General features: G+C 44.6%; 22 protein-coding genes. 17 read left to right on the top strand and 5 right to left on the bottom strand.

All coding sequences use genetic code 11. From position 1 onward, the window contains the following. Positions 1-67: 67 nt before the first annotated feature. Positions 68-766, top strand: a complete 699-nt coding sequence (locus tag RT064_RS02075; RefSeq protein ID WP_313060862.1) for a M23 family metallopeptidase — start codon at positions 68-70, stop codon at positions 764-766. An 86-nt stretch (positions 767-852) separates the two neighbouring features. On the opposite strand, the gene RT064_RS02070 is transcribed toward RT064_RS02075, so the two are convergent. Together RT064_RS02070 and RT064_RS02065 are read right to left on the bottom strand one after the other, a co-directional pair. Further along, positions 853-1,623, bottom strand: a complete 771-nt coding sequence (locus RT064_RS02070) for a DOMON domain-containing protein (protein ID WP_313060858.1) — start codon at positions 1,621-1,623, stop codon at positions 853-855. A 7-nt stretch (positions 1,624-1,630) separates the two neighbouring features. Then, a complete protein-coding gene (locus tag RT064_RS02065; RefSeq protein ID WP_188874625.1) occupies positions 1,631-1,948 on the bottom strand; it encodes a YhbY family RNA-binding protein in 318 nt (105 codons plus the stop codon). 326 nt (positions 1,949-2,274) lie between these two features. On the opposite strand from RT064_RS02065, the gene rlmE reads away from it, so the two are divergent. The 6 genes from rlmE to RT064_RS02035 all read left to right on the top strand — a co-directional run bounded on the left by rlmE (position 2,275) and on the right by RT064_RS02035 (position 7,760). Continuing rightward, positions 2,275-2,907 carry a 23S rRNA (uridine(2552)-2'-O)-methyltransferase RlmE gene (gene rlmE, locus RT064_RS02060; protein ID WP_007116170.1) on the top strand — a complete coding sequence of 211 codons (633 nt, stop codon included), beginning with the start codon at positions 2,275-2,277 and terminating at the stop codon, positions 2,905-2,907. A gap of 243 nt (positions 2,908-3,150) precedes the next feature. Then, a complete protein-coding gene (gene ftsH, locus RT064_RS02055) occupies positions 3,151-5,052 on the top strand; it encodes an ATP-dependent zinc metalloprotease FtsH (protein ID WP_313061171.1) in 1,902 nt (633 codons plus the stop codon). 104 nt (positions 5,053-5,156) lie between these two features. Continuing rightward, positions 5,157-6,038, top strand: a complete 882-nt coding sequence (folP, locus tag RT064_RS02050) for a dihydropteroate synthase (RefSeq protein ID WP_313060850.1) — start codon at positions 5,157-5,159, stop codon at positions 6,036-6,038. 47 nt (positions 6,039-6,085) lie between these two features. Further along, on the top strand, positions 6,086-6,352 hold the full coding sequence (locus RT064_RS02045; protein ID WP_007116167.1) for an FAD assembly factor SdhE: 267 nt from the start codon (positions 6,086-6,088) through the stop codon (positions 6,350-6,352). Positions 6,353-6,361: 9 nt separating this feature from the next. Next, entirely contained in the window at positions 6,362-6,883 is a 522-nt protein-coding gene (locus tag RT064_RS02040) for a hypothetical protein (protein ID WP_313060841.1), read from the top strand. Positions 6,884-7,052: 169 nt separating this feature from the next. After that, positions 7,053-7,760 carry a YidB family protein gene (locus RT064_RS02035; RefSeq protein ID WP_313060839.1) on the top strand — a complete coding sequence of 236 codons (708 nt, stop codon included), beginning with the start codon at positions 7,053-7,055 and terminating at the stop codon, positions 7,758-7,760. Positions 7,761-7,894: 134 nt separating this feature from the next. On the opposite strand, the gene aroE is transcribed toward RT064_RS02035, so the two are convergent. Beyond that, a complete protein-coding gene (gene aroE / locus RT064_RS02030; protein WP_313060837.1) occupies positions 7,895-8,713 on the bottom strand; it encodes a shikimate dehydrogenase in 819 nt (272 codons plus the stop codon). A 224-nt stretch (positions 8,714-8,937) separates the two neighbouring features. On the opposite strand from aroE, the gene RT064_RS02025 reads away from it, so the two are divergent. The 4 genes from RT064_RS02025 to tmk all read left to right on the top strand — a co-directional run bounded on the left by RT064_RS02025 (position 8,938) and on the right by tmk (position 12,728). After that, positions 8,938-9,699: a hypothetical protein gene (locus tag RT064_RS02025; protein ID WP_313060833.1), complete on the top strand. Its 762-nt coding sequence runs from the start codon at positions 8,938-8,940 to the stop codon at positions 9,697-9,699. 60 nt (positions 9,700-9,759) lie between these two features. Continuing rightward, positions 9,760-10,671 carry an aminotransferase class IV gene (locus RT064_RS02020; protein ID WP_313060831.1) on the top strand — a complete coding sequence of 304 codons (912 nt, stop codon included), beginning with the start codon at positions 9,760-9,762 and terminating at the stop codon, positions 10,669-10,671. An 86-nt stretch (positions 10,672-10,757) separates the two neighbouring features. Then, positions 10,758-12,074, top strand: coding sequence for an endolytic transglycosylase MltG (gene mltG, locus RT064_RS02015; protein WP_313060828.1), 1,317 nt, complete (start codon positions 10,758-10,760; stop codon positions 12,072-12,074). Positions 12,075-12,086: 12 nt separating this feature from the next. Then, positions 12,087-12,728 carry a dTMP kinase gene (gene tmk, locus RT064_RS02010; RefSeq protein ID WP_313060825.1) on the top strand — a complete coding sequence of 214 codons (642 nt, stop codon included), beginning with the start codon at positions 12,087-12,089 and terminating at the stop codon, positions 12,726-12,728. 83 nt (positions 12,729-12,811) lie between these two features. Here tmk and nadB read toward each other — a convergent pair whose 3' ends face one another. Beyond that, positions 12,812-14,509, bottom strand: coding sequence for an L-aspartate oxidase (nadB, locus tag RT064_RS02005; protein WP_313060822.1), 1,698 nt, complete (start codon positions 14,507-14,509; stop codon positions 12,812-12,814). Between the two features lie 492 nt (positions 14,510-15,001). Between nadB and RT064_RS02000 the strand changes: the two genes are divergently transcribed. The 5 genes from RT064_RS02000 (at position 15,002) to RT064_RS01980 (ending at position 19,734) form a co-directional block, all read left to right on the top strand. After that, on the top strand, positions 15,002-16,177 hold the full coding sequence (locus tag RT064_RS02000; protein ID WP_313060819.1) for a metallophosphoesterase: 1,176 nt from the start codon (positions 15,002-15,004) through the stop codon (positions 16,175-16,177). 225 nt (positions 16,178-16,402) lie between these two features. Then, entirely contained in the window at positions 16,403-17,296 is an 894-nt protein-coding gene (gene dapA, locus RT064_RS01995; RefSeq protein ID WP_313060816.1) for a 4-hydroxy-tetrahydrodipicolinate synthase, read from the top strand. Beyond that, positions 17,293-17,592: a hypothetical protein gene (locus tag RT064_RS01990; protein WP_060995311.1), complete on the top strand. Its 300-nt coding sequence runs from the start codon at positions 17,293-17,295 to the stop codon at positions 17,590-17,592. Before dapA ends, RT064_RS01990 begins: the two co-directional genes overlap by 4 nt. A gap of 141 nt (positions 17,593-17,733) precedes the next feature. After that, positions 17,734-18,462 (top strand): phosphoribosylaminoimidazolesuccinocarboxamide synthase, encoded by a 729-nt coding sequence (gene purC / locus RT064_RS01985; RefSeq protein ID WP_313060811.1) that lies wholly within the window; start codon positions 17,734-17,736, stop codon positions 18,460-18,462. Positions 18,463-18,657: 195 nt separating this feature from the next. Then, positions 18,658-19,734, top strand: a complete 1,077-nt coding sequence (locus RT064_RS01980) for an FUSC family protein (RefSeq protein ID WP_313060809.1) — start codon at positions 18,658-18,660, stop codon at positions 19,732-19,734. Positions 19,735-19,833: 99 nt separating this feature from the next. Here the strand turns inward: RT064_RS01980 and serB are convergent, their stop codons facing one another. Next, entirely contained in the window at positions 19,834-20,835 is a 1,002-nt protein-coding gene (gene serB, locus RT064_RS01975) for a phosphoserine phosphatase SerB (protein ID WP_313060807.1), read from the bottom strand. Positions 20,836-20,916: 81 nt separating this feature from the next. Here serB and RT064_RS01970 point away from each other — a divergent pair, with 81 nt between their 5' ends. Further along, positions 20,917-22,299 carry a hypothetical protein gene (locus tag RT064_RS01970; protein WP_313060805.1) on the top strand — a complete coding sequence of 461 codons (1,383 nt, stop codon included), beginning with the start codon at positions 20,917-20,919 and terminating at the stop codon, positions 22,297-22,299. Positions 22,300-22,356 lie beyond the last annotated feature (57 nt).

Genomic DNA, 22,356 nt, shown 5'->3' with positions numbered 1-22,356 from the left:
GGTAGTAGCGTTCACAGGACATTGGCACAGGGTTTAATAGCATAAGGTTTAACAAAGGATAAAAGAGATGAAGTTAGCTCTAATCGCATTGCCAGTTGTTGCTTTAACTACAATGAGTGTTGCACAAGCTCAAATTCTATCGATTACCAATGCCGGTAAAACCAGTCAAGTTATTGTCCGTGAAGACGATGGTGAAGATTATTATCTGCCTTCAGATGCCGTCAATGCGGCTATCAAAAATCTAAGCCAGCAAACCCAGCAAAAAGAAGACCGCCTCGCAAGTTTAGCACAAAAGCTATCGACTCAGCCAACCACCACCATCATCAATATGCCTACAATGGGCAGCTATGCGGGTAATGGCATGTTGGCGTTACGCCCAATTACGTCATCTGCACGCATGAGTTCAGGTTTTGGCTATCGTATCCACCCGGTCACTGGTAAATCAAAGTTTCATAAAGGGATGGACTTTGCTGCTCCCATTGGCACCCCTATTTATGCCACCGGTAATGGTGTGGTGACTTTCTCAGGTTGGGGTACAGGGTATGGTCGTTATGTTGAAGTGGATCATGGCAACGGTACTGTCACGCGTTACACACATACCTCTGCAAACTATGTTAACGTTGGCGATACGGTGTATGCAAACCAGCAAATCGCGGCAGTAGGCAACACGGGTCGTTCAACAGGCGCCCACCTACATTATGAAGTGCGCCAAAATGGTCAAGCCATCAATCCACAAACTTACTTAGCAATGGCGCCAGCGCGTTAATCGTGACACTATCTCGGCATATAAAAAAACTGGCTTAAAGCCAGTTTTTTATTTTTCGCTGTGCTATGGTTTAAAACCATCATAATTTAGGTGTTTATCCAGTGTGCCTTGTTATGAAAGTCCGCTGGTTGTGCATGCTGTATGGCCCAATAACTCATTTCATCGACGGTTGGAGCTGAGTTATCTGCTAATCCATTGTCTGGCGGTCGCTGAATCACACGCGTTGGATTTAACGTATAATTACCATTTGCACCCACTAACTTGTCCAATGCTGATTTGGCAAATGTCATACCGACACGAAAAGTACCAACGCTAAACGCATATTGCTGCTCTAACGCTCGTACATGGGTGAGGAGCACTGGACTTGCAGAACACCAAAAAACAAGCGGAAGCTCGCTATCTTGTGTAACCGCCTGGCTAAAAAAATTGATATCCTCACCATAAGTCAGCGCTGTGATAGGCAAGCGCCGAGGGGGTAATGCATTCGGTGTCCGATAGCTGTCAAAATAATAAAGATTAAACTCACCATTGGTCGCCAAATTGACCTCAAGATACGGGCTATCCGCTTCGCTATCTTTGGCAATAAAACACTCAAAACAATCTGCTTGCCATAAATAATCTTGGCGCATCACGCGTTCAAGTACCAATGGGCTAAATGTCGGAAAATTTGCCCATAGACCAGCTTGTAGAGCGGTTTGACTATCATCAATCTTGGGATGGGTAGCATCAAATAAGAGCGTTAAAAATTTACTATCAGCGACCACATGTACTGAGAGCCGGTAGTCCAGTGTTGCCGATACGGTGAGTGGTTCAATCGTGCTCGTCAGTGCGAATGTCACACCCTGTAACGTGTCCATTGTAGCCTTAGCCAAAACGTGCCAAGTTTGATAACTTAGGATTGGCGTCCAGATTGCGACGTAATAATAACACCATACGACCGATACTGGTGACCAAAATCGCATCAGTGGCTTCAGCAATCGCATTTGCCACAGCGTCACGATCTGCTTTGCTACCGGCTGGGATTTTTACTTTAATCAGCTCATGATCGGTCAGTGCGCGCCCAATTTCTTCAATAACGGTTGGGGTAACGCCTTGACCCCCAATCATTACCACCGGGTTTAGCTGGTGACCGATGCCTTTTAAATGTTTGATATCCGCATTTGATAAGCTTGAATTTGCCATAACTGTCAATTGACCTATAAAAAAATTAGTCAGCATTATACCATATTAATCATTTTGCCTAATAAATTATGGGCAATACATAGGCAAAAACACATAGACAAAAACGCTGCCATGACTTATCAATCTGCAAAAATCACTGAATTAAAAAAATCAATAGCCAATCCATGAGTTAACACAAGCTAACTGGGTGAAATATGCTAAAATAACAGCCTTAACCCTTGAGATTGTCAAAATTTACCGATGGTCATTCTAGGATGGCTTTGGGTTTTTTAGCCAAATCCCAAGTGAAGAATTTTTAAACTATAAAGGGTAGTTTGTAGAGAATTATGGCAACGCGTATTACTAACAAAAAATTGTCCAAAAGTAGCCGTGCGTGGATGAAAGAGCACATTGACGACCACTATGTCAAACTTGCCCAGCGCGATGGCTATCGGGCAAGAGCGGCTTACAAATTGCTAGAAATCAACGAAAAACTGCAGCTGATTAAAAAAGGCATGACGGTGGTCGATTTGGGTTCTGCCCCAGGCAGCTGGTCGCAAGTTGCTGGCAAACTAGTCGGGGACACTGGCAAGCTTATTGCCTCAGACATTTTGCCGATGGATACGCTAGAGAATGTGACCTTTATCCAAGGTGATTTTCGTGAGCAAGCAGTGTTTGACAACATTATGGCAGAAGTCGCTGATAAAAAAGTGGAAGTGGTGCTGTCTGATATGGCGCCTAATACCTCGGGGTTTTCTGCAGTCGATCAGCCACGCATGATTTATTTGTGTGAGCTTGCTATGGACTTTGCCGAGCAAGTGCTCCCTGAAGGTGGCACCTTAGTGATTAAGGTATTCCAGGGCGAAGGCTCTGACGCCTTACGAAAAAATATGCAGCAGCGTTTTAGTAAAGTGCGCAGTATCAAGCCTGCAGCGTCACGCGCACGCTCAAAAGAAATGTATTGGATTGCCACCAAATAAGGTAATTTGCTTCAGTCTATCCCTGCACTTAACTAGATAAAAATTGGTAATATGTTTTTACTAGAAAATAACAGAGAATTCGCTTGATAATGTTAAGGTAAATCCATATATCATGCTATATTGAAAGATTAATGTAACGTCTATTTTTGGTGAAACATCTACCTATCTTTGGTAAACATTTTGATTTAACCCCACTTTTTAATCAACCCCCTAACGCGAAGGATGAAAAACAACGTGAGCGACATGGTAAAAAATACCTTATTGTGGTTAGTTGTGATAGGGGTATTAGTGCTAGTCTTTAGCAATTTTGATACCCGCAACGAACCTGATAAGCTCAATTACTCCCAATTTGTCACTGCAGTGGCAACTGACCAGGTCAAAAGTGTCAAAATTGATGGTGAGCAAATTTCTGGTGAAAAGAAAAACGGCTCAACTTTTGAGACAGTGCGTCCTGCCGTCACTGACACTGAGCTAATGCCAAAGCTTATCAAGCATAATGTTGAAGTTCAAGGTGCCACGCCTGAACGTCAAGGCCTAATGATGCAATTACTGATTGCAAGCTTCCCAGTGCTATTGATTATTGGTTTGTTCTTGTTCATCATGCGTAACATGGGCGGTGGTGGTGCAGGTGGTGGTCGCGGTATGGGTCCGATGAGTTTTGGTAAATCTAAAGCCAAAATGTTATCAGAAGACCAAATCAAAGTGACATTTGCAGATGTGGCAGGGTGTGATGAAGCCAAGCAAGAAGTGACAGAAATTGTTGACTTCTTACGTGACCCAGAGAAATTTACCAAACTTGGCGCGACTATCCCACGTGGTGTGTTGATGGTAGGCCCGCCCGGTACTGGTAAGACCTTGCTTGCTAAAGCGATTGCAGGCGAAGCTAAAGTACCATTTTTCTCAATTTCAGGTTCTGACTTTGTTGAGATGTTTGTGGGTGTCGGTGCGAGCCGTGTTCGTGATATGTTTGAACAAGCCAAGAAAAATGCCCCTTGTATCATCTTTATTGACGAGATTGATGCTGTTGGTCGTCATCGTGGCGCAGGCATGGGCGGTGGTCATGACGAACGTGAACAAACTTTAAACCAGTTATTGGTGGAGATGGATGGTTTTGAAGGCAATGATGGGGTAATCGTGATTGCGGCAACCAACCGCGTCGATGTACTCGATAAAGCATTGTTGCGCCCAGGTCGTTTCGACCGTCAAGTGCAAGTGGGATTGCCTGATATCAAAGGTCGTGAGCAAATTCTTCGTGTACACATGAAAAAATTGCCCTCAACAATTGGCGTGGACATTCGTTCATTGGCGCGTGGTACCCCAGGTTTTAGTGGCGCACAATTAGCGAATTTGGTGAACGAGGCGGCGCTATTTGCTGCACGTAACAACAAAGCGTCAGTCGATATGAATGACTTTGAAGAAGCCAAAGATAAGCTTTATATGGGTCCAGAACGTAAATCGATGGTACTGCGTGAAGAAGAGCGTCGTGCAACGGCTTATCATGAAGCAGGGCATGCCTTAGTGGCTGAAATGCTACCGGGTACCGACCCTGTGCATAAGGTTACTATTATGCCTCGCGGCTGGGCGTTAGGTGTTACTTGGCAGTTGCCAGAGCATGATCAGACCAGTGTTTATAAATCAAAAATGCTAAATGACATTGCGATTTTATTTGGTGGTCGTATCGCTGAAGAAGTATTTATCAATCAGCAATCGACTGGCGCGTCAAATGACTTTGAACGTGCTACCAAAATGGCACGTGCGATGGTTACTAAGTACGGTATGTCAGATGCCATGGGTGTGATGGTGTACGAAGAAGATGAAAATCAAGGTTACTTTGGTGCCTCATCTCGCACTATCTCAGAAGCGACTCAGCAGAAAGTTGATGATGAAGTTCGTCGTATCCTAGAAGCGCAGTATGATATCGCACGTGCATTAATTGAAGGTAATGCGGATAAAATGCATGCCATGGTCGATGCGTTAATGAAATGGGAAACTATCGACCGTGACCAATTGCAAGACATTATGGCGGGTATCCCACCACGCGAGCCTAAAGTTTATCAAGAGCCTGTTAGAGTAAATTTTGATAAACCAAGCAATCCACCGTCAAGTGGTTCGGGCTTAACGCCGCCGCCGTTACCTGCAATGTAAATTATCCATGATATGAATTACCCAAAAACCGCTACCGACTTGATAGCGGTTTTTTTGTTTTTCACTTAAAATAGTAAAAAATTTTAGTCATCATTGTGGACATCATGCAGTTACAGCCCATTCCCAACTTTGCCATTCATTATCATAATCAAACGCTTGATTTATCTTATCCCCATATCATGGGTATTTTAAATGTCACCCCAGACTCATTTTCTGATGGTGGTCGATATAATCATATCGACCAAGGCTTGCGTCATACCGAGCAGATGATCAAAGACGGGGCGACGATTATTGATGTGGGTGGTGAATCTACTCGCCCAAATGCCAGTCCCGTGAGTGAGCAAGAAGAAATTGACCGCGTCATTAAAGTCGTTGAAGCGATTAATCATCACTTTGGTGAGCAAGTTTGGATATCGGTCGATACCAGTAGCCCAACCGTGATGACACTCACCAGTCAAGTCGGCGCCAAAATTTGGAATGATGTACGAGCCTTGACGCGCCCCGATGCCATTGCTACCGCTGCCAAACTAGATATCCCTGTTATGCTCATGCACATGCGCGGTGAGCCAACGACCATGAATCAGCTAGATAATTATCAAGATTTATATACCGATGTTATTACCGAGTTACAGCAGCGCATTGATGAGGTTATGGCGGGTGGGGTCAGACGTGACAATCTTATCATTGACCCAGGGTTTGGCTTTGCCAAAAACGCCCAGCAAAATCTGGCATGGCTGAATGAATTTTATCGGTTGCATACGTTTAACTTACCTGTCATGGTGGCATTATCCCGTAAACGCTTTGTTGGCGAAGTCCTCAAATCAGCCAATCTACCCCATGACCCTACCGATAGAGATGTTGCTAGTATGGTTGTAGGGCTATTTGCTGTGCAGCAAGGGGCATGTATATTGCGTACCCATAATGTAGCAGCGACTAAAGCAGGGCTTGCGATGTGGCAAGCGACGCAACAGGCAAAAGCTTTATAAAAATTTAAAAATTACATGAATTTAATGCGCAACAACAAGGATTTATCATGAGTGACAACCAGCCAGAACCTACATTAGAGCAGCGCAAAGTCATCTATCGTGCCAGACGCGGTCTAAAAGAACTCGATTATTATTTTGACCCGTATGTAAGAGCGCACTATCTACAAGCGGACTCACAAGAGCAGCAAATTTTTGCAGAATTGGTGAAAGAAGAAGATCCTGATTTGCTGGATTGGTTTTTACACAATCAGCCGACCAAGCCAGAATTTGCTGATTTGATAGCCAAGCTCAAATCATTAAAAGCATCTTCTTAATGGACTAAGATGAACGAGCGCTACTTATCGCGTCATAACACCTCATTTATTGACATTGATGCCACGCTCAAACCCAGTGTGGATAAAAAACTGGTTTGGGGGGCGTGTTTATGGGTGGTAGTTGGCATTTTAACCCTGGTGCCTTTGGCACTTACCTACAAACTTTTGCTAGGTATGGTCGCTATAGCCAGTCTCTGGTTCGGGCAAGTCTCTAGTTGTCACTTATTGGCTATTTCATCGTCACACGCCAAACCGCAAACTAACAATCAAACCTCACCCTATGACAATTTTGATTTTTTAATCTGGCAAATCCAGTGGGTACGTGGGGTTGTCAAAGTACCTAGACATCGTAAGCAAGCGGTGTGGCAGGCAAGCTTGAGGGGCATCGCTGATATGGGGTGCTTGGTTATTTTAACGTTTGAGTTGATAGAATCAGCGCCAACTAAAATCAGCGTAACCATTTGGCAAGACCAAGTGGATCGCGATACATGGCGGCAATTTAAGGTGCTAGCAAACACGCTGGGGCGATAACAAAAATGGTATATAAGTTATATTCAATATTGCTACAATTAAATCAACCAAGTGTTGAGGCGACTGCGCATTTTAGCTTGAACTTAAGTGCAGTTGGCAATGGGCATGCGTCAGCGCGGTATCATTGGTGATATACAATAATCATTGAAAAAGATAAAAGGGAATGACCATGGGTCTATTAACAAGTCTAGTAACACAAGTGGCGCAAAGTGCCATTCAAAGCAAAATGGGCGGTCAAAACCAAGTAGATATGGGCGGCCTAGGGAATATTTTTGGTAATGTATTAGGCGGCGGGGTGCAGCAGCCACAAATGCAGTCAAACGGTTTTGGGTTGGATGATATTATCGGTATGGCAATGAACCAAAATCAAGGTATGTCACAAGGTGGCGTGCTAGGACAAGTGCTGGGTAGCGTGTTAGGAGGAGGCATTGGCGGCGGCCTAAGCGGTGGTATGGGCAATAACGTGGGTATGAATCAATTTCCACAAAGCCAAAGTGGCTTTGGTGGTAAAGGTATGTTAATGGCGGCTTTGTTGCCAATCGCGCTGATGTTTATTCAGCGTAATGGGGGTCTATCAGGCGCTTTTAATAAAATCCAAAATATGGGATTTGGGCATCAAGCTAACTCTTGGATGAGTGCGGATCAATCGAACCAACCGCTAGATGCTAATGATATCAATCAGCTATTTGATAATAATGAGTTGGCGCAAGTTGCGGCACAAACTGGTGTCGACCAAAGCGAAGTCCGTCAAAGTATGGCGGAGCTTTTGCCACAGTTATTTGACAACTTGACACCACATGGTGATACCCAAACCGAAAGCCAAGCCAACAAAGAAATTAGTGATATTTTATCGCAATTAGGCAATGCGAATCGCTAAATTAGCCTGACTAAAAAAGCCAGTTTTATCACTGGCTTTTTTTATTGGGTTTTCTTGCGCTCTCTTGGGTAAATTTTGGTTTTGTCTATTTTATCTAAAGCGTAGGCGAGTGCGTAGCGGTTTTTATGAGAAAGCTAAAAGTGAAAATTCGTCAAATCCACTTGTTTACCCGTCCAAAGCGTAAAACTTAATGCCCCTTGATTGACCAGCATTCCTAAACCATCCGAGGTTTTGGCATGTTTCGCCTTAAAAAAGTCCAAAAACGCCGAGGGTTTGCCATACATCATGTCATAGGCAAAATCGACCGTCATATCCTTGGCAAACGGCAATGTGTCACCGCTTAGACCTATCGACGTTGCATTGATAATCACCTCAATATCGTTGGGCAAATCCGTCAAACTTGAAAAGGTGAGCTTATCGGTATCAAATAATCGGGTTAAATTCTCTGCTTTTTCTACTGTGCGATTGGCAATATGCAGCGATTTTACTTGCGCATCTAGCAACGGTAAAATCGCGCCACGAGTCGCCCCACCTGCCCCCAAAATAGCAACTTTTGCGTCTTTTAACCTGACGCCTTGCGACAATAAATCCGCCACCAAACCGCGACCATCGGTATTGTCGCCATACAGTTTGCCCGCTTTGATGGCAAGGGTATTGACTGCACCCGCCAAGCGCGCGTATTCAGATAGCTCACCGCGCTGCTGGCACAGCGCAAATGCCATCTCTTTAAAAGGTACGGTCACATTTGCCCCTGTGCCACCGCCTGCAAAAAATGCTTCGATGACAGCGGTAAAGCTGTCAACATCATTGGGACAATATTGGCGTTGGTAAGTCAAGGTGATGCCCGTTTGTTGGGCAAAGGCTTGGTGCAAATCAGGCGATTTGCTATGGGCAATCGGATTGCCAATTACCATGCAGTGATAACGGACATTTGAATCAGGAATTGATGACATGGGAAAACCTATAATACGATGAGTAAAATTACCAATTCCCCTCACTTTACAATAACTGTGGCTGCTATATCAATGCTGGGTTTTGATTGGGTGGGTGTAAAGTGTAGCACTTCATCGATTTGGCTAAAAATAACAACAAAAGCGTACTGTTAACCGCTATCAATGCCTTGTTACAATGCGCTATTCACACCAACCCGTTATACAATATACGTTTACAAAACACAATGAAGCTAATTGCCCGCAAACCGCTTTTTTTACCGCGTCAAAACCGCTCAGAACATCCGATAGACGCTACTCAAAAAGACACTACCAAAAAAGGCGCTAACCAAAATAAACCCACTTGGTCAAAAAATCTTGGCTGGGGTTGCGTTATCTTAGCACTCACCTTAACTGGCTGTGATAAGGTTAAACAAATCGCCTCACAACGCAATGCCAGTGTGACCGCTAGCACTACCGCATCGACCACAGCCGCCAATCCGTCTACCAGCCCTACCTCGCAGCCAACACCTGTGGTCTATCCCATCAATGAGTGGCAGCAACAAACGCTGGCAAACAAAGTCAGTATCCACGATACCGAAGCTGTGACGTTACTATTAGGTCAACCCATCACGATTGATAAGCAAAGTTTGGACTACCGAAGCAATGTGGCAAGTAAATATAGTTTTGCTAAAATCGGTGAGCCGTATTTTGATTTGCTTGATTCGCCTATGTATATCGAGTTACAGTGGTATTATGCCAGTGCCTATGATAATGCCAGCGTTAAAAACATCAGCATCCAGCATGCCAAAACAGCGTTTCATCTGACCCAAAATTGGTTTGGGCAAGATGGCTCAGATATTGTTGCGCAAATGGTGCAAGGACAGCCGATTAAAAATGCGAGCTACCATGGAATTTTGGTAGAATTAGCACGCTGTGACAATTATCATTGTGATTTGGTGGTCAGAAAACCCACTGTCACCGCCAAAATCGCTAAAAAAAGCGGCTAATTGATGCGGCTTTCACTGTCATATAGTCAACTATCAATTTAATCAAGTAGCCAAATAACCATGTGGTATCCATTATCTGATGTTCAGTATGCCAAGCAAACGCCAATCACCGCTATCGATATTGACTCACGGGTCATAGCGTATGGCGATGGGTTCTTTACCACCATGGCGGTGGTGGCAGGACAAATCAATTGGCTGAGTTACCACTTAGATAGAATCGACGAGAGTGCCCATGCGTTACACCTCAATTTAACCAACGCGGACTTAGACGCAGCTAATTTAGAATCTCCCAATCATACTATCCGAGCGTACTTTAATAGCCAGTTAGCCAATTTTGCAAAAACCCTCAATCACGGTATGCTCAAGCTAATAGTCTGCCGAAAAAACCAACCTATCAAAGGCTATGGATTTTGTAACTCTGAATTTGACGCTTTTATTAAGCTTATGCCCACCGATAAGCCATTAGCACAGCAAGCCAATCAAGTCATCATCCAACCTGCCGCTACAGCGATTTGTCTTACTCAGCAAATTGCTTGTTTACCAAAACCCTTGGTAGGACTTAAGCTACTAAACGCCCAAGATAAAGTGATGGCAAGTCACGAGCTGTGGCAGCACCAAACCCAAAATGCACAAATGATTGATGGGCTAGTACAAGATGTGATGGGGTATTGGGTAGAAGGTACCTTTTGTAATGTGTTTTATCAGCTTAATCATGAAAACGTGTGGTATACACCGACCATCAACCGTTCGGGCGTCAAAGGGGTGATGCGGCAGGTGTTATTGGCTAAGTTTGCCAAGTACAATAGGGCGCACGAGGAGCGATATTTAGCCAGCGAGGAGTTAGCCAATATCACAAGCTTGTTCTTTTGCAATGCTGTACGGGGAATTTTGCCCATTGAAGCATTGATGCTACCCAATCGGCAGTCAACCGCGCTTGATTTGACCCCAATCTATGCGGAAAAATTAACTTAAATCGTGTTACTGGTAACTAAAAAAAATTGCTATTTTTGTCATTAATTGTTAAATTCTCGCTTATTGAGTCAATATAAGCCTTCTCTATGAACGACCCATCTGATAACAACCTGTCTAGCACCTCAGACGGTTCTAAGCATCATCCCACTCAGCACAGTGACGCACCTCACGCCGCAGATATTCCAGATTCTCAATTGCAGGACAATCATAGCAAAGATAAGGGTATCGATGACAAGGATATCACGGATAAGGATGACGAAGACCCGCATAGCAAAAACGTCAATGGCAATGATGCTTGTCTGATTAATCGTTCAACGCGAGAATTCAATGACAACATCACCGGTAGAAACAAAAAAAATAAATACCGTCTACTGGGGCTACTCGGGTTTATTGTATTGGTGCTGGGCTGGTTGTTATTTGCTTGGTATAACACCCTATATGGCACTATTACCCAGAAAAAGCAGATGGTGACTATCAATAAAGGTCAAACCTACTATGCGCTAGTAGACGACTGGGATAAAAAGAAAAAGCTGTTCGTGGCGCCACTTGCTAAACTATATATCAAAATGACGGTGGATAAACCGCTTCATTCAGGAGTTTATCAACTGCCTGAAAATCCAAGTTTTGCCAATTATTTAGCCATGCTACAACAAGGTGAGAAAGTCGCTTTTATCAAAGTGCAAATCATTGAAGGAAAAACAGCCAAAGATTTATATCAGCATTTGATGGACAATAAAGGGATTAAAAACGAAGTCATTCATGGCAGTAAAGTTGACGTTGATAAACTTGGGCTCAATATCCCTGCTGACTATCACCCAAATGGCAACCTTGAAGGTTGGTTCTCACCAGATACCTATTATTTTAATGAAGGCAGTAGTGATAAAAAAGTCCTAACGGATTTATTTACCCGTCAACACACAGCATTGATGGAAAACTGGAACAATCGCCAAGCCAATCTGCCGTACAAAACGCCGTATGAAGCGCTGATTATGGCATCGATTATTGAAAAAGAAACCAGTGTTGGAAGTGAGCGTGGTGAAGTGGCAGGCGTGTTCGTCAATCGTCTGAAGAAAAACATGCGCCTGCAAACCGACCCCACCGTGATTTATGGCATGGGCGATCGTTACGATGGTAATATTCGCAAATCTGACCTTGAAGAAAAAACCGCTTACAACACCTACCAAATTGATGGCTTACCACCGACACCGATTGCCTTGCCAAGTATTGCATCCATTAAAGCGGCACTTCACCCAAATCAGACCGATTCGCTATATTTTGTGGCAACGGGCAATGGCGGTCATAAATTTACCAGTAATTTAGAAGACCATAACCAAGCGGTGCAAGACTATCTGCGGGTGATGCGTGAAAAACGCGCCAGCCAAAACAGCCAATCAGCTCAGTAAAAAACGATACCCATGCAAACAGCTGCGAAAGCCCCTATTAGCGAAAAATTTATCTCATTTGAAGGTACCGAAGGGGTGGGTAAGTCCACCTTAATAGCTAATGTGGCAGCGCATTTGAACGCGCAAGGCATCGACTTTATCAAAACCCGTGAACCGGGCGGCAGTCCGTTTGCTGAGCAGTTACGCGCCATGTTACTTGACCCAGCAACGACCATGACAGAGGACAGTGAACTGCTATTGATGTTTGCGGCGCGTGCCGATCATGTGGCGCAAGTGATTGTGCCCGCGCTGGCTCAGGGTAAATGGGTGCTGTGCGACCGCTTTACCGATTCCACCATTGCCTATCAAGGATTTGGGCGCAAACAGGGCGATAGGGCAGAACTTAGCAAAATTGAATTACTGATTAGGCAGTTTGTGGCAAAAATGCCAGATATCACCATTTGGCTAGATTTACCGGTGACAGAAGGGATGAACCGTGCCAAAAATCGCGGCAAACTAGACCGCTTTGAGCAAAATCAGCTAGCGTTTTTTGAGCGGGTGCATCAAGGATTTGCTTATCAAGCAGCACAGCAACCGCAGCGCGTCAAACGCATTGATGCGCAGGGTACAGCCGATGAGGTATTGGCAAAAGTGCTAACGCAGCTGGGTATTTAATGTCATTATTAAGTACTATAAAGTTTTTAGCAATATTGTAAAAAAAGGGGATGATAAACTTCCCCTTTATTATTTAAACCATACTATGGCATAGATGGCGTTAGAATCACATCTGCCGCGACTGGCAAAGTTTGCGGAAAGTCTTTGTTGTAATGCAGTCCGCGCGATTCGTGGCGACGTAGCGCCGAGCGTACAATCAGCTCAGAGACTAGCAGCAAATTACGCAATTCAATCAGATTTTTACTGACCACAAAGTTGGCGTAGTAATCATTGACTTCTTGTTTTAACAACAAAATGCGGTTGAGTGCGCGATGCAGGCGTTTATCCGAGCGCACAATACCAACGTAGTGCCACATGCTTTGGCGCAGCTCATCCCAGTTTTGCAGCACGATGACTTCTTCGTCAGGGTCGGTCACATCTTGGCTGTCCCAGTCAGGGATAGCAGGAATGGGGGGAACGCGATTTTCTGCAAATGCGGCGGCAATATGACGCGCTGCACTCATCCCGTACACAAAACATTCTAACAACGAGTTACTCGCCATGCGATTGGCACCATGCAAACCCGTAAAGGACGTTTCGCCCATGGCATATAGATTGAACACATCGGTTTGGGCGTTTTCATTGACCATCACCCCACCACACGTGTAGTGAGCGGCGGGTACCACAGGGATTTTATCTTGGGTCATGTCAATGCCCAGCTCTAGTAGCCGCTCATATAGCATAGGGAAATGATCTTTAATAAACGCTGGTTCTTGATGCGTAATATCTAACCAAACATGACGTATTCCCAAACGTTTCATCTCAAAGTCTATGGCGCGAGCCACGATATCACGCGGTGCCAGCTCACCCCGTTCATCGAAACGAAGCATAAAGCGCTCACCTTCTGGGTGTTCTTTGGTTGCTGGCAGGCGCAGGTAGGCACCTTCACCGCGCATGGCTTCGGTAATTAAAAACGAGCGCGCTTCTGGATGATAGAGACAAGTAGGATGGAACTGATTAAATTCCAAATTCGCAACGCGGCATCCTGCGCGCCATGCCATCGCGATACCATCCCCTGTAGCAATATCTGGGTTGGATGTATACAAATACGCTTTTGATGCCCCGCCGCAGGCTAAGGCGATAAAAGGTGCGGTAAAGGTCAGCACTTGATTGGTGGTCAAATCAAGCGCATACAGCCCCACGGCACGATTGGGCTCGGTAATCGGACTGTAGTTGTGTTTGCTAAGTTTATGGGTGGTGATGACATCAATGGCAGCAACATACTCAAACAGTCTGACATTCGGACATTGTTTGACACGTTTGGCTAACGAGGTAGAAATGGCCACCCCAGTGGCATCTGCCGCATGGATGATACGACGTTTGCTATGACCGCCTTCACGGGTCAGGTGCAAGGTTTCGTTTTCATCCAAGGTAAATTTGACACCTTGTTTGAGCAAAAACTCCACCGCTTCTCGACTATGCTCTACCGTAAAACGTACCGCATCTTCATGACAAAGACCTGCCCCTGCAATCAAGGTATCATCGACATGCTCATCAACCGAATCATCATCCGATAGTACCGCTGCCACACCGCCTTGGGCATAAAAAGTGCTGGCTTCAGTGACCTTGTCTTTTGCCAAAACCGCAATCGATAGATGGCTTGGTAAGGATAAAGCTAACGATAAACCTGCACCGCCACTGCCGACAATCACCACATCAAACGATTGGCGATTGTTAGCCTGTGCTTGCGGCTGGAGAGTTTCTTTGATAGGGGAGTTTGACACATTAACGCTTGCTGTCATAACGCTGACGTCCTTCAAATTAATGAGTTAAAGAGCCAAAAAATCTAAGCAATCGCTGAGCAAATTGGGTCACCGTGCTACATTTAAAAGGCTATTTTAAAAGCTATGGTTAAAAGGCTAGGTTTAAAAAGCTATGTGAAAATAAAACTATCATATCAGCTTTTATAAATGATGGCGGATTTTTTCTATGGGTTGTTTAAGTAGCAATCCCATCCAAATCGCCAATGTTGACGGTTAAACAGGGTGCGACATACGCAAATGCGCTCGTCTTTGTTTTGCCGTCGCTACCAGACAACGCGGTCAAAACGCAAAGTTAGGCATTTTTGGATGAATTAAATACAAAAAATTCGCCTAGCTGTTCATCCATTTTTTGCGATATGATGACAGTTTAAATTGTCATATTCATGATTGCCATTTATAATGGGCGGTTTTTTTTATACGTACTTGTCATGCAAATTATTGATTATTCAGTAAATTTAGGTAACGCTTTATATGGGTAGTAGCATGATTGGCAGTTGGCTAGGTCATCTTGGCGCGTTCATTGCCGTCTTGGTAATCCTATGGTCGTGCCTAAAAACCGTGCAACTCAAAGCCCGGACGGATAACCTGCAAATCTTGCTGCAACTGGTCAGCTTTTACGCGCGCTATTGGTTTGTTTGGTTGTTAGTGTGGGCAAACGTGCAACTGCTATATGACAACCAAGCTATCTACTGGCTGCTTATCGCGTTATCGCTATTGTATATCTATATGAGCTGGGTTGAGCCCAATCGGCTGCGCGTTTCGCGTTTTTTAATTAATTTGACCGTATCTGCGACCTATCAGCCCGCGACTGATATTTCACTGCCGGCGTCATCGTCACAATCTATCAAACGACAACCTATCAAACGACAAGCTGCAAAAATTGCGGTGCTGAGTGATATCCACATTGGTATATTTTCTAACCCCCATCAGTTGGCGCGTTTGGTGAAATGCCTTAATCGCTTAGATGTTGATGCAGTGCTGATTTTGGGTGATTGGTTATATCAAGCGACAACTTTGGATGCCCACCTAAGCCCATTTAAAACGCTAAACAAACCTTGCTATACCGTCCTTAGCGATGCTGATACCCAGCAGGTTGTCGATGATGCGCAAAATAGCGAACCTGCTAGCAGCACGTCATTAATCAATATCTTGCCAACGTTCGGTATTCAATTATTGCCTGAGCAAGGCTTGCGTATTGCCGGGATAAAAATCATAGGCATTCATAATGGCAGTACAATGGATTTACCGCGCGTGATTGAACAGCAGCGCAGCGCGGGACAGCCATTAGTCATTGCCACCCATGATATCAAGCAGTTAGAAGCCAATCCGCGAACGTTAAGCGACGCCAACAACGATACTTTGGTGATTGCGGGACAAACCCATGGGGGTCAGGTCAATATACCTATACTGACACCGCTGATGGTCAGAGCATTGACAGGCAATAAACTGGCGGCGGGGTTACGCAGACCAGATACAGCCAAACAATCCGACAATCATTCCAAAGCATTCAATGAGGATGAAAAACCCAGCAAACGCTACCAAGTATGGGTGAATACCGGGATTGGCGTGACAGGGTTGCCGTTTCGGTTTAACTGCCCCCCTACCATTGATGTGCTAACCATCCAGGTTCAAACGGCTGATGCTTAACCCATATTATTCGCCACTGTAAGCCAGCGACTATAAACCAGTTGCTGCCTTATTATCGGGTTGAGTGGGTTCTATAACCTGATTTGCTACAGCGGCGTAGAAACTTGCGTTTGCTATCAAAGCGCTTAAACTTCGCCCCAAATGTATGCTACACTAGACAAAAATTTTCAAAAAATTGTCGCAGCTGTTACATATTCTACTTAAGGTTTGGTCCAAGGTATTGTTATGACCCCCATTTCAGATAAACTACAAGGCTCTATGGTCGCGTTGATTACACCTATGCATAGCAATGGTGACGTCGATTGGCAATCATTGGCAAATCTCATTGATTGGCAAATCGAGCAAGGTACAGACGTACTAGTATCGGTTGGTACGACCGGTGAATCCGCAACCTTATCGATGCAAGAGCATGTGGACGTTATTGAATTTACCATGAAGCAAGTGGGTGGTCGTATTCCCGTCATCGCGGGTACGGGTGCTAACAATACCGTTGAAGCCATTGAGCTGACCCAGCACGCCAAACAAGCGGGGGCTGATGCCGTGCTGTTGGTTGTGCCTTACTACAATAAGCCGACCCAAGAAGGGCTATACTTACACTATAAAGCCATTGCTGAAGCCGTAGACATTCCTCAAGTGCTATACAACGTACCCGGGCGCACTGTTGTTGATATGCAGCAAGCGACTGTCGAGCGCCTAGCGGACATCGAAAATATCATCGCAATTAAAGATGCGACGGGTGACGTGGCGCGTGGTGCCAAACTGATTGAAGCAGTAAAAGGTCGTATGAGCGTATTGTCAGGAGATGATGAAAGCGCGCTAGCGCTGATGCGTCATGGGGCAAAAGGCAATATTTCAGTGACCGCCAATGTCGCGCCAAAAATCATGAGCCAAATTTTTGGCTTGGCACTCAAAGGTGATTTCGAACAAGCCGAAGCATTAAACCAAAAAATAGCCCATTTACACCAAGATTTATTTATCGAGTCAAGTCCCATTCCTGCAAAATATGCCTTATACAAAATGGGTCATATTGAGCAAGGTATCCGTTTACCATTAACTTGGCTTACCCCAGAACATCAACAAGTGATGGATGAAGCACTTGCCAAAGCAGGTTTACTATGAAAAAAACACTCAGCGCTAACCACAATCGATTCAACGCCCAGCTAGCCCTAGCGATTATTGCCTCTGCTAGCATTGCTATGACAGGCTGTACTACTTTTAAACGTAAAGTTGGCGATAATTCTTTGGACTATACCAAAACCAAAAAACTTGAACCCATCCAATTACCGGCAGATGCACAAACGCTACCTTTTACGCCAGTTTATGCCGTGCCGCAATCGGGTGAAAATACGTTAAAAATCACAAAAGAAGGTAGTAAGCGTTTTGAGCTACCGCGTCCAATTAGTACCGTAAAATAGAAAGTGGCTGATAGCATCTATGATCTATGATAGTTGGCAGCTTGTGTTGCTAACCGCGTATCAGCCAATCAATGCAACTGTCATAAATTAGCTACACTGAGCCAACCTTAGCCAATCTTAAACAGCCATTTGGGAATTACCATGCAAAAACTCGATTTACTTTATAAAGGCAAAGCAAAATCAGTCTTCGAAACTGACAATCCAGATTATCTGATTTTAGAATTTCGTGATGATACCTCTGCGTTCAACGGCGAGCGTATCGAACAGTTAGCGCGTAAAGGCAAAGTCAATAACCGCTTTAATGCCTTTATCATGCAAAAACTCAGCGAAGCAGGCATCGAAACCCATTTTGAACAGCAATTATCGGATGAAGAAGTGCTGGTCAAACGCCTAACAATGATTCCCGTCGAGTGTGTGGTACGTAACTATGCGGCAGGCAGCCTAGTACGTCGCTTAGGTCTACAAGAAGGTCAACCTTTAAACCCACCTACCTTTGAATTATTCTATAAAGATGACGGTCTGGGCGACCCGATGGTAAATGATTCTTTAGCGGTATCACTCGGCTGGGCAACGCAAGCTCAACTGGATGAAATGAAAGCCTTAACCTTCAAAGTCAATGATGTGTTATCAAAAATGTTTGATGACGGTGGTTTGATGTTGGTGGATTTCAAACTAGAATTTGGGGTATTCAAAGACCGTATCGTACTGGGCGATGAGTTCTCGCCAGATGGTTGCCGCGTCTGGGACAAACAAACCAAGAAAAAACTGGATAAAGACCGTTTCCGTCAAAGCCTAGGTGATGTGGTCGAAGGTTATGAAGAAGTTGCCCAGCGTATTGGCGTGTCTTTGGTTGATGAGTCAGATCGATAAATCGGACGCATTCATCAAGCTAGCTAATCGCTACAGCGAATCTAATTAAGTCCAATTAAATTTGGATAACATGTGAAATAGATAAACATCTAAAACTGGGGCTTGCTCCAGTTTTGTGTTTTTAGCAGGTTATTTAAGTTTAAATTTAAGCTTAATTTTTTATCCCTCAATATGATTAACAAAAGAGCCTTTCATTTGGATAACCCTATCACTCATCAATATATCAAGCACCCGCTCACCACCTTGACCCAATTCAATCGCAATCCCAGACCTTGGCATATGCCGTTGTTTGTGGCATTTGCGATCAGTTTTCCAGTGATGGTCGGCGCGTATCTAGGTGATTTGCGCATGGGGCTACTCGCGTCACTCGGTGCGATGGTAATTTTAAACTTACCCTACACTGGGTCGTTATTGTCTCGCATGACCACGGTATTGGCGTGTAGTTTTGGGATGGTGGCGTGTTTTGCCGTTGGCTTGGTCGCCCACAACGTGCCCATCTTGACAATTCCCCTGATGTTTTTTGTGACCTTTTGGTGTACGCTGTTTAGCCGTTATTATAAGTTACCTCCGCCTGCTGGGCTGTTTATCATCATGGCTTCAGCGATTGCGCTGTTTATGCCCGCACCCGTGGCACAAATCCCACAGCTGATTGGCGTGGTGGCATTGGGCGCGTTGTTTGCGGGGATGGTGGCGTGTTTTTATGCGTTACTGCTGATTTATAACAAGCCTGTCTTGCCGCTAAAGGCACCGATGCCCGTGCGAGAGATTTTGGGTGATACTTTTATTGTATCGGCGTTTATCGCTTTATCATTGCTGCTGGCGCTGTGGCTAGAGATGCCTAAGCCCTATTGGGTGCCGATGAGCTGTTATGTCATCATGCAAGGGATGAATTTTCAAAGCATGTGGGTCAAGCAGATACATCGGATTGTGGGTACCGCGATTGGTATGCTGCTAGCTTGGCTACTGCTATCAGTGCATTTGAGCGATATGGGTGTGGCGCTAGGCATTTTTGGCATGATGTTTTGTATTGAAACTTTTGTGGTACGCCATTATGGGGTGGCGGTTATTTTTATCACCCCACTGACCATCTTTTTGGCAGAGTACAGCGCGGTGCAACCTACCGCAATCAGTGAGATTATCGTCACGCGGTTTTGGGATACCGTGCTCGGCTGTCTCATGGGTGTGCTAGGCGGTATTGTCATTTTATCACCGATAGTGAGGCAAAAATTACAAGTCAGCGTCGATAAAATCGTGGCGAAATTGCCAATTTAGCTTTTTTATCCAAAAAAACAAAAAAGCCACTCGATAATCTGGGTAGCTTTTTTATAATCTTTAAAATTCATTTTTAAAAATAATCTTTAAAACTAACCGCTAACATGAATCGCTCAATCCCAAGACAGTCATTACCCCATCGAGTCCTGCGACGGTTACCGCATAATCTGCTTGGTCGCGCACAATCGGTTTGGCGCGATAGGCAATACCGATATCAGCTAGTCCTAGCATTGGCAAGTCATTAGCGCCATCGCCGACAGCAACAGTCTCTGACAGCTTAATGCCTAGACGCTGTGCCACGGCTTGCAAAATTTCGGCTTTACGCTTGCCATCGACAATCGCTGAGGTGATTTCACCTGTCACTAGATTATCGACGATATCTAGGTCATTGGCATAACTTTCATCCATCCCTAAGCTGTTTTTCACGTATTCGGCAAAATAGTTAAAGCCGCCTGAGACCAATACCACATAGTAACCATGATTTTTCAGTGCGCTAATCAAGCGTTTTGCCCCTGGACTAAAGGTAATGTGATTGGCAATAATATCTTCGAGCACCTCACTTGATAACCCTTTAAGTAAAGCCACACGGCGAGTAAAGCTTTCGGCAAAATCAATTTCCCCACGCATGGCAGATTCGGTGATCGTATCGACTTGCTCACCAATCCCGGCTTTTTTTGCCAATTCTACAATCACTTCTTGCTCAATCAACGTTGAATCCATATCAAACAACGCCAGTTTATGCGGGCGCACCAATGTCGCAAGAGGCATGACATTGATATCTACGTGATAGAGGTTGTTGGCAGCGACTTGTTTGACCCGTTGCGGTAAGTCGCTGATATCGCTATCTGACTCCAGCGTCACAATCCAGCGAATCGTCGTCACAGGGCTGGTTTGCTCAGCTTGGGCGAGCGTGTCATTGGCTTGCCAATCAAGCTCATTGACTAAGGTGTCTTGATGTAAGAGGCGAATGGCAGGATGAAGGCTTGCAAGGGTTTGGCTAATTTGGCTCAATAGCCCCAATTCAAACTTGGCAGCGCTTAGGGTAATCGCGTAACTATGGGGAAAATGCTGATTAAGTTGATACAAAAAATTCGTCGTCATGGTAGTTTACCCCTTGTATGCCAAAAAAATAAACATGATAATGTAGCATTTAATCGCTCCTAAAGAAAGTTTAATCTACCCATGAATCATCTAGCCCCCCGTCAAGGCAAATTCGCTATTGTGCTACTTATTAGTTTTTGTTTACATTTTTTGATGCTGACTTTTAGTAGTGAAAAATCCCAATACGAGCAGCGTACCCAAAAGGGTGAAAAAATTGTTGAACAGTTAGCCAAAGAAGCCATGGTGGGAATCACGAGCCAAGATAGAATTAGCCTGAGCGTCTTGGCAAACCGCTACCAAGTGGATCAAGAAGTCGCCAAAATTGTCATCAGTGACCAAAACAACCAGCCGCTGGTGCAAACGGGACAAGCGCAAAACGAAGTGGGGCAGGTGATTGACAAGCCCATTATCCAAAACAACCAAGTTCTCGGTCATGCCACCATCACCATGAAAGCGGTCTCCAAAGGCGAGATTGTCAGTAGTCAATGGTTGTTTGTATTAGGGTCAGCAATTTTGCATGGGTTTTTATGGCTGATTTATGGCTATATGGCGCGTCCAACGCAGGAACAGCTTGCGCAATTGGGTGAAAAAGTCCAGCAGCATATCGCGCTTGCGCGTGGTAGCCTAGCATCCACGAGCCCTGTATTGACAGCGGGTGGTGAATTGCAGTTAGACGAAGACACCTTGTACAATAAAGCAGGGGATAGCAGCGCCACCGCGCAACCTGCCGCCACTGGCAAAACCATCAATGATTTTTTAAATCGAGAAAAATCAAAATCCGTTAAAGACATTCCCCAAATCCAGCCCACAGCGACCAACATGACTGACAATCTGGCTCAAGAAACGACGGTAGAAAGCCAAAAACAACCCGAAATCGAATTACAAATTCATTTTTACGACCAGTATCATCTGCTAAAACGGGTGGCACCTGAAGTTGCAAAACCGTATTTTCAATTGTGTAATCAGCTATTGATGCGCGCATCAAACAGTTTATTTAACTCGTCAAACAATGTGTTAAATCGCTATATCAAAGACGTGTATATCAAAGACAACTCGCATTTTAATGCCAACGGCGCGGTCGTTCATCTAGCAGGTAAAGCCGAGCAATTGCCACTGGCAGCGGTGTTATTGTCAAAATTGTTGATTATCCTCAACCAAGTGGTATACGAAAAACACCGTGAGCTATCGCGTTTTGCTTTGCCATTAACCATCGGTACCAGTATCAGTCATCAATTCGATGACGTACAAAAACTGATGGCAAACCACGCCAAAGAAGATGGTTTATTACTCCTATATCCACTGGATTTACTTAAAACGTTAGATGGCAAAGTGCAGTTTAAAAACCTGCAACATCCGACCACTATCACAGAGCGTGAGATGGTTTGGTACAACGGTTTATCAGAAACCTTGATGACCGAACTCATTGCCAAACGCGATGAAATTTTGACCGCCACAGAAAAATAAACGAATCATGGCTATTTTTTCTTTCGCCACTTGACTTGACTGACAAAACCCATTATA

It is taken from the genome of Moraxella sp. CTOTU49097, assembly GCF_032064105.1.
GTDB lineage: Bacteria > Pseudomonadota > Gammaproteobacteria > Pseudomonadales > Moraxellaceae > Faucicola > Faucicola osloensis_B.
The sequence above is the reverse complement of the archived record's forward strand: the minus strand, read 5'-3'. Positions and strand labels throughout refer to the sequence as shown.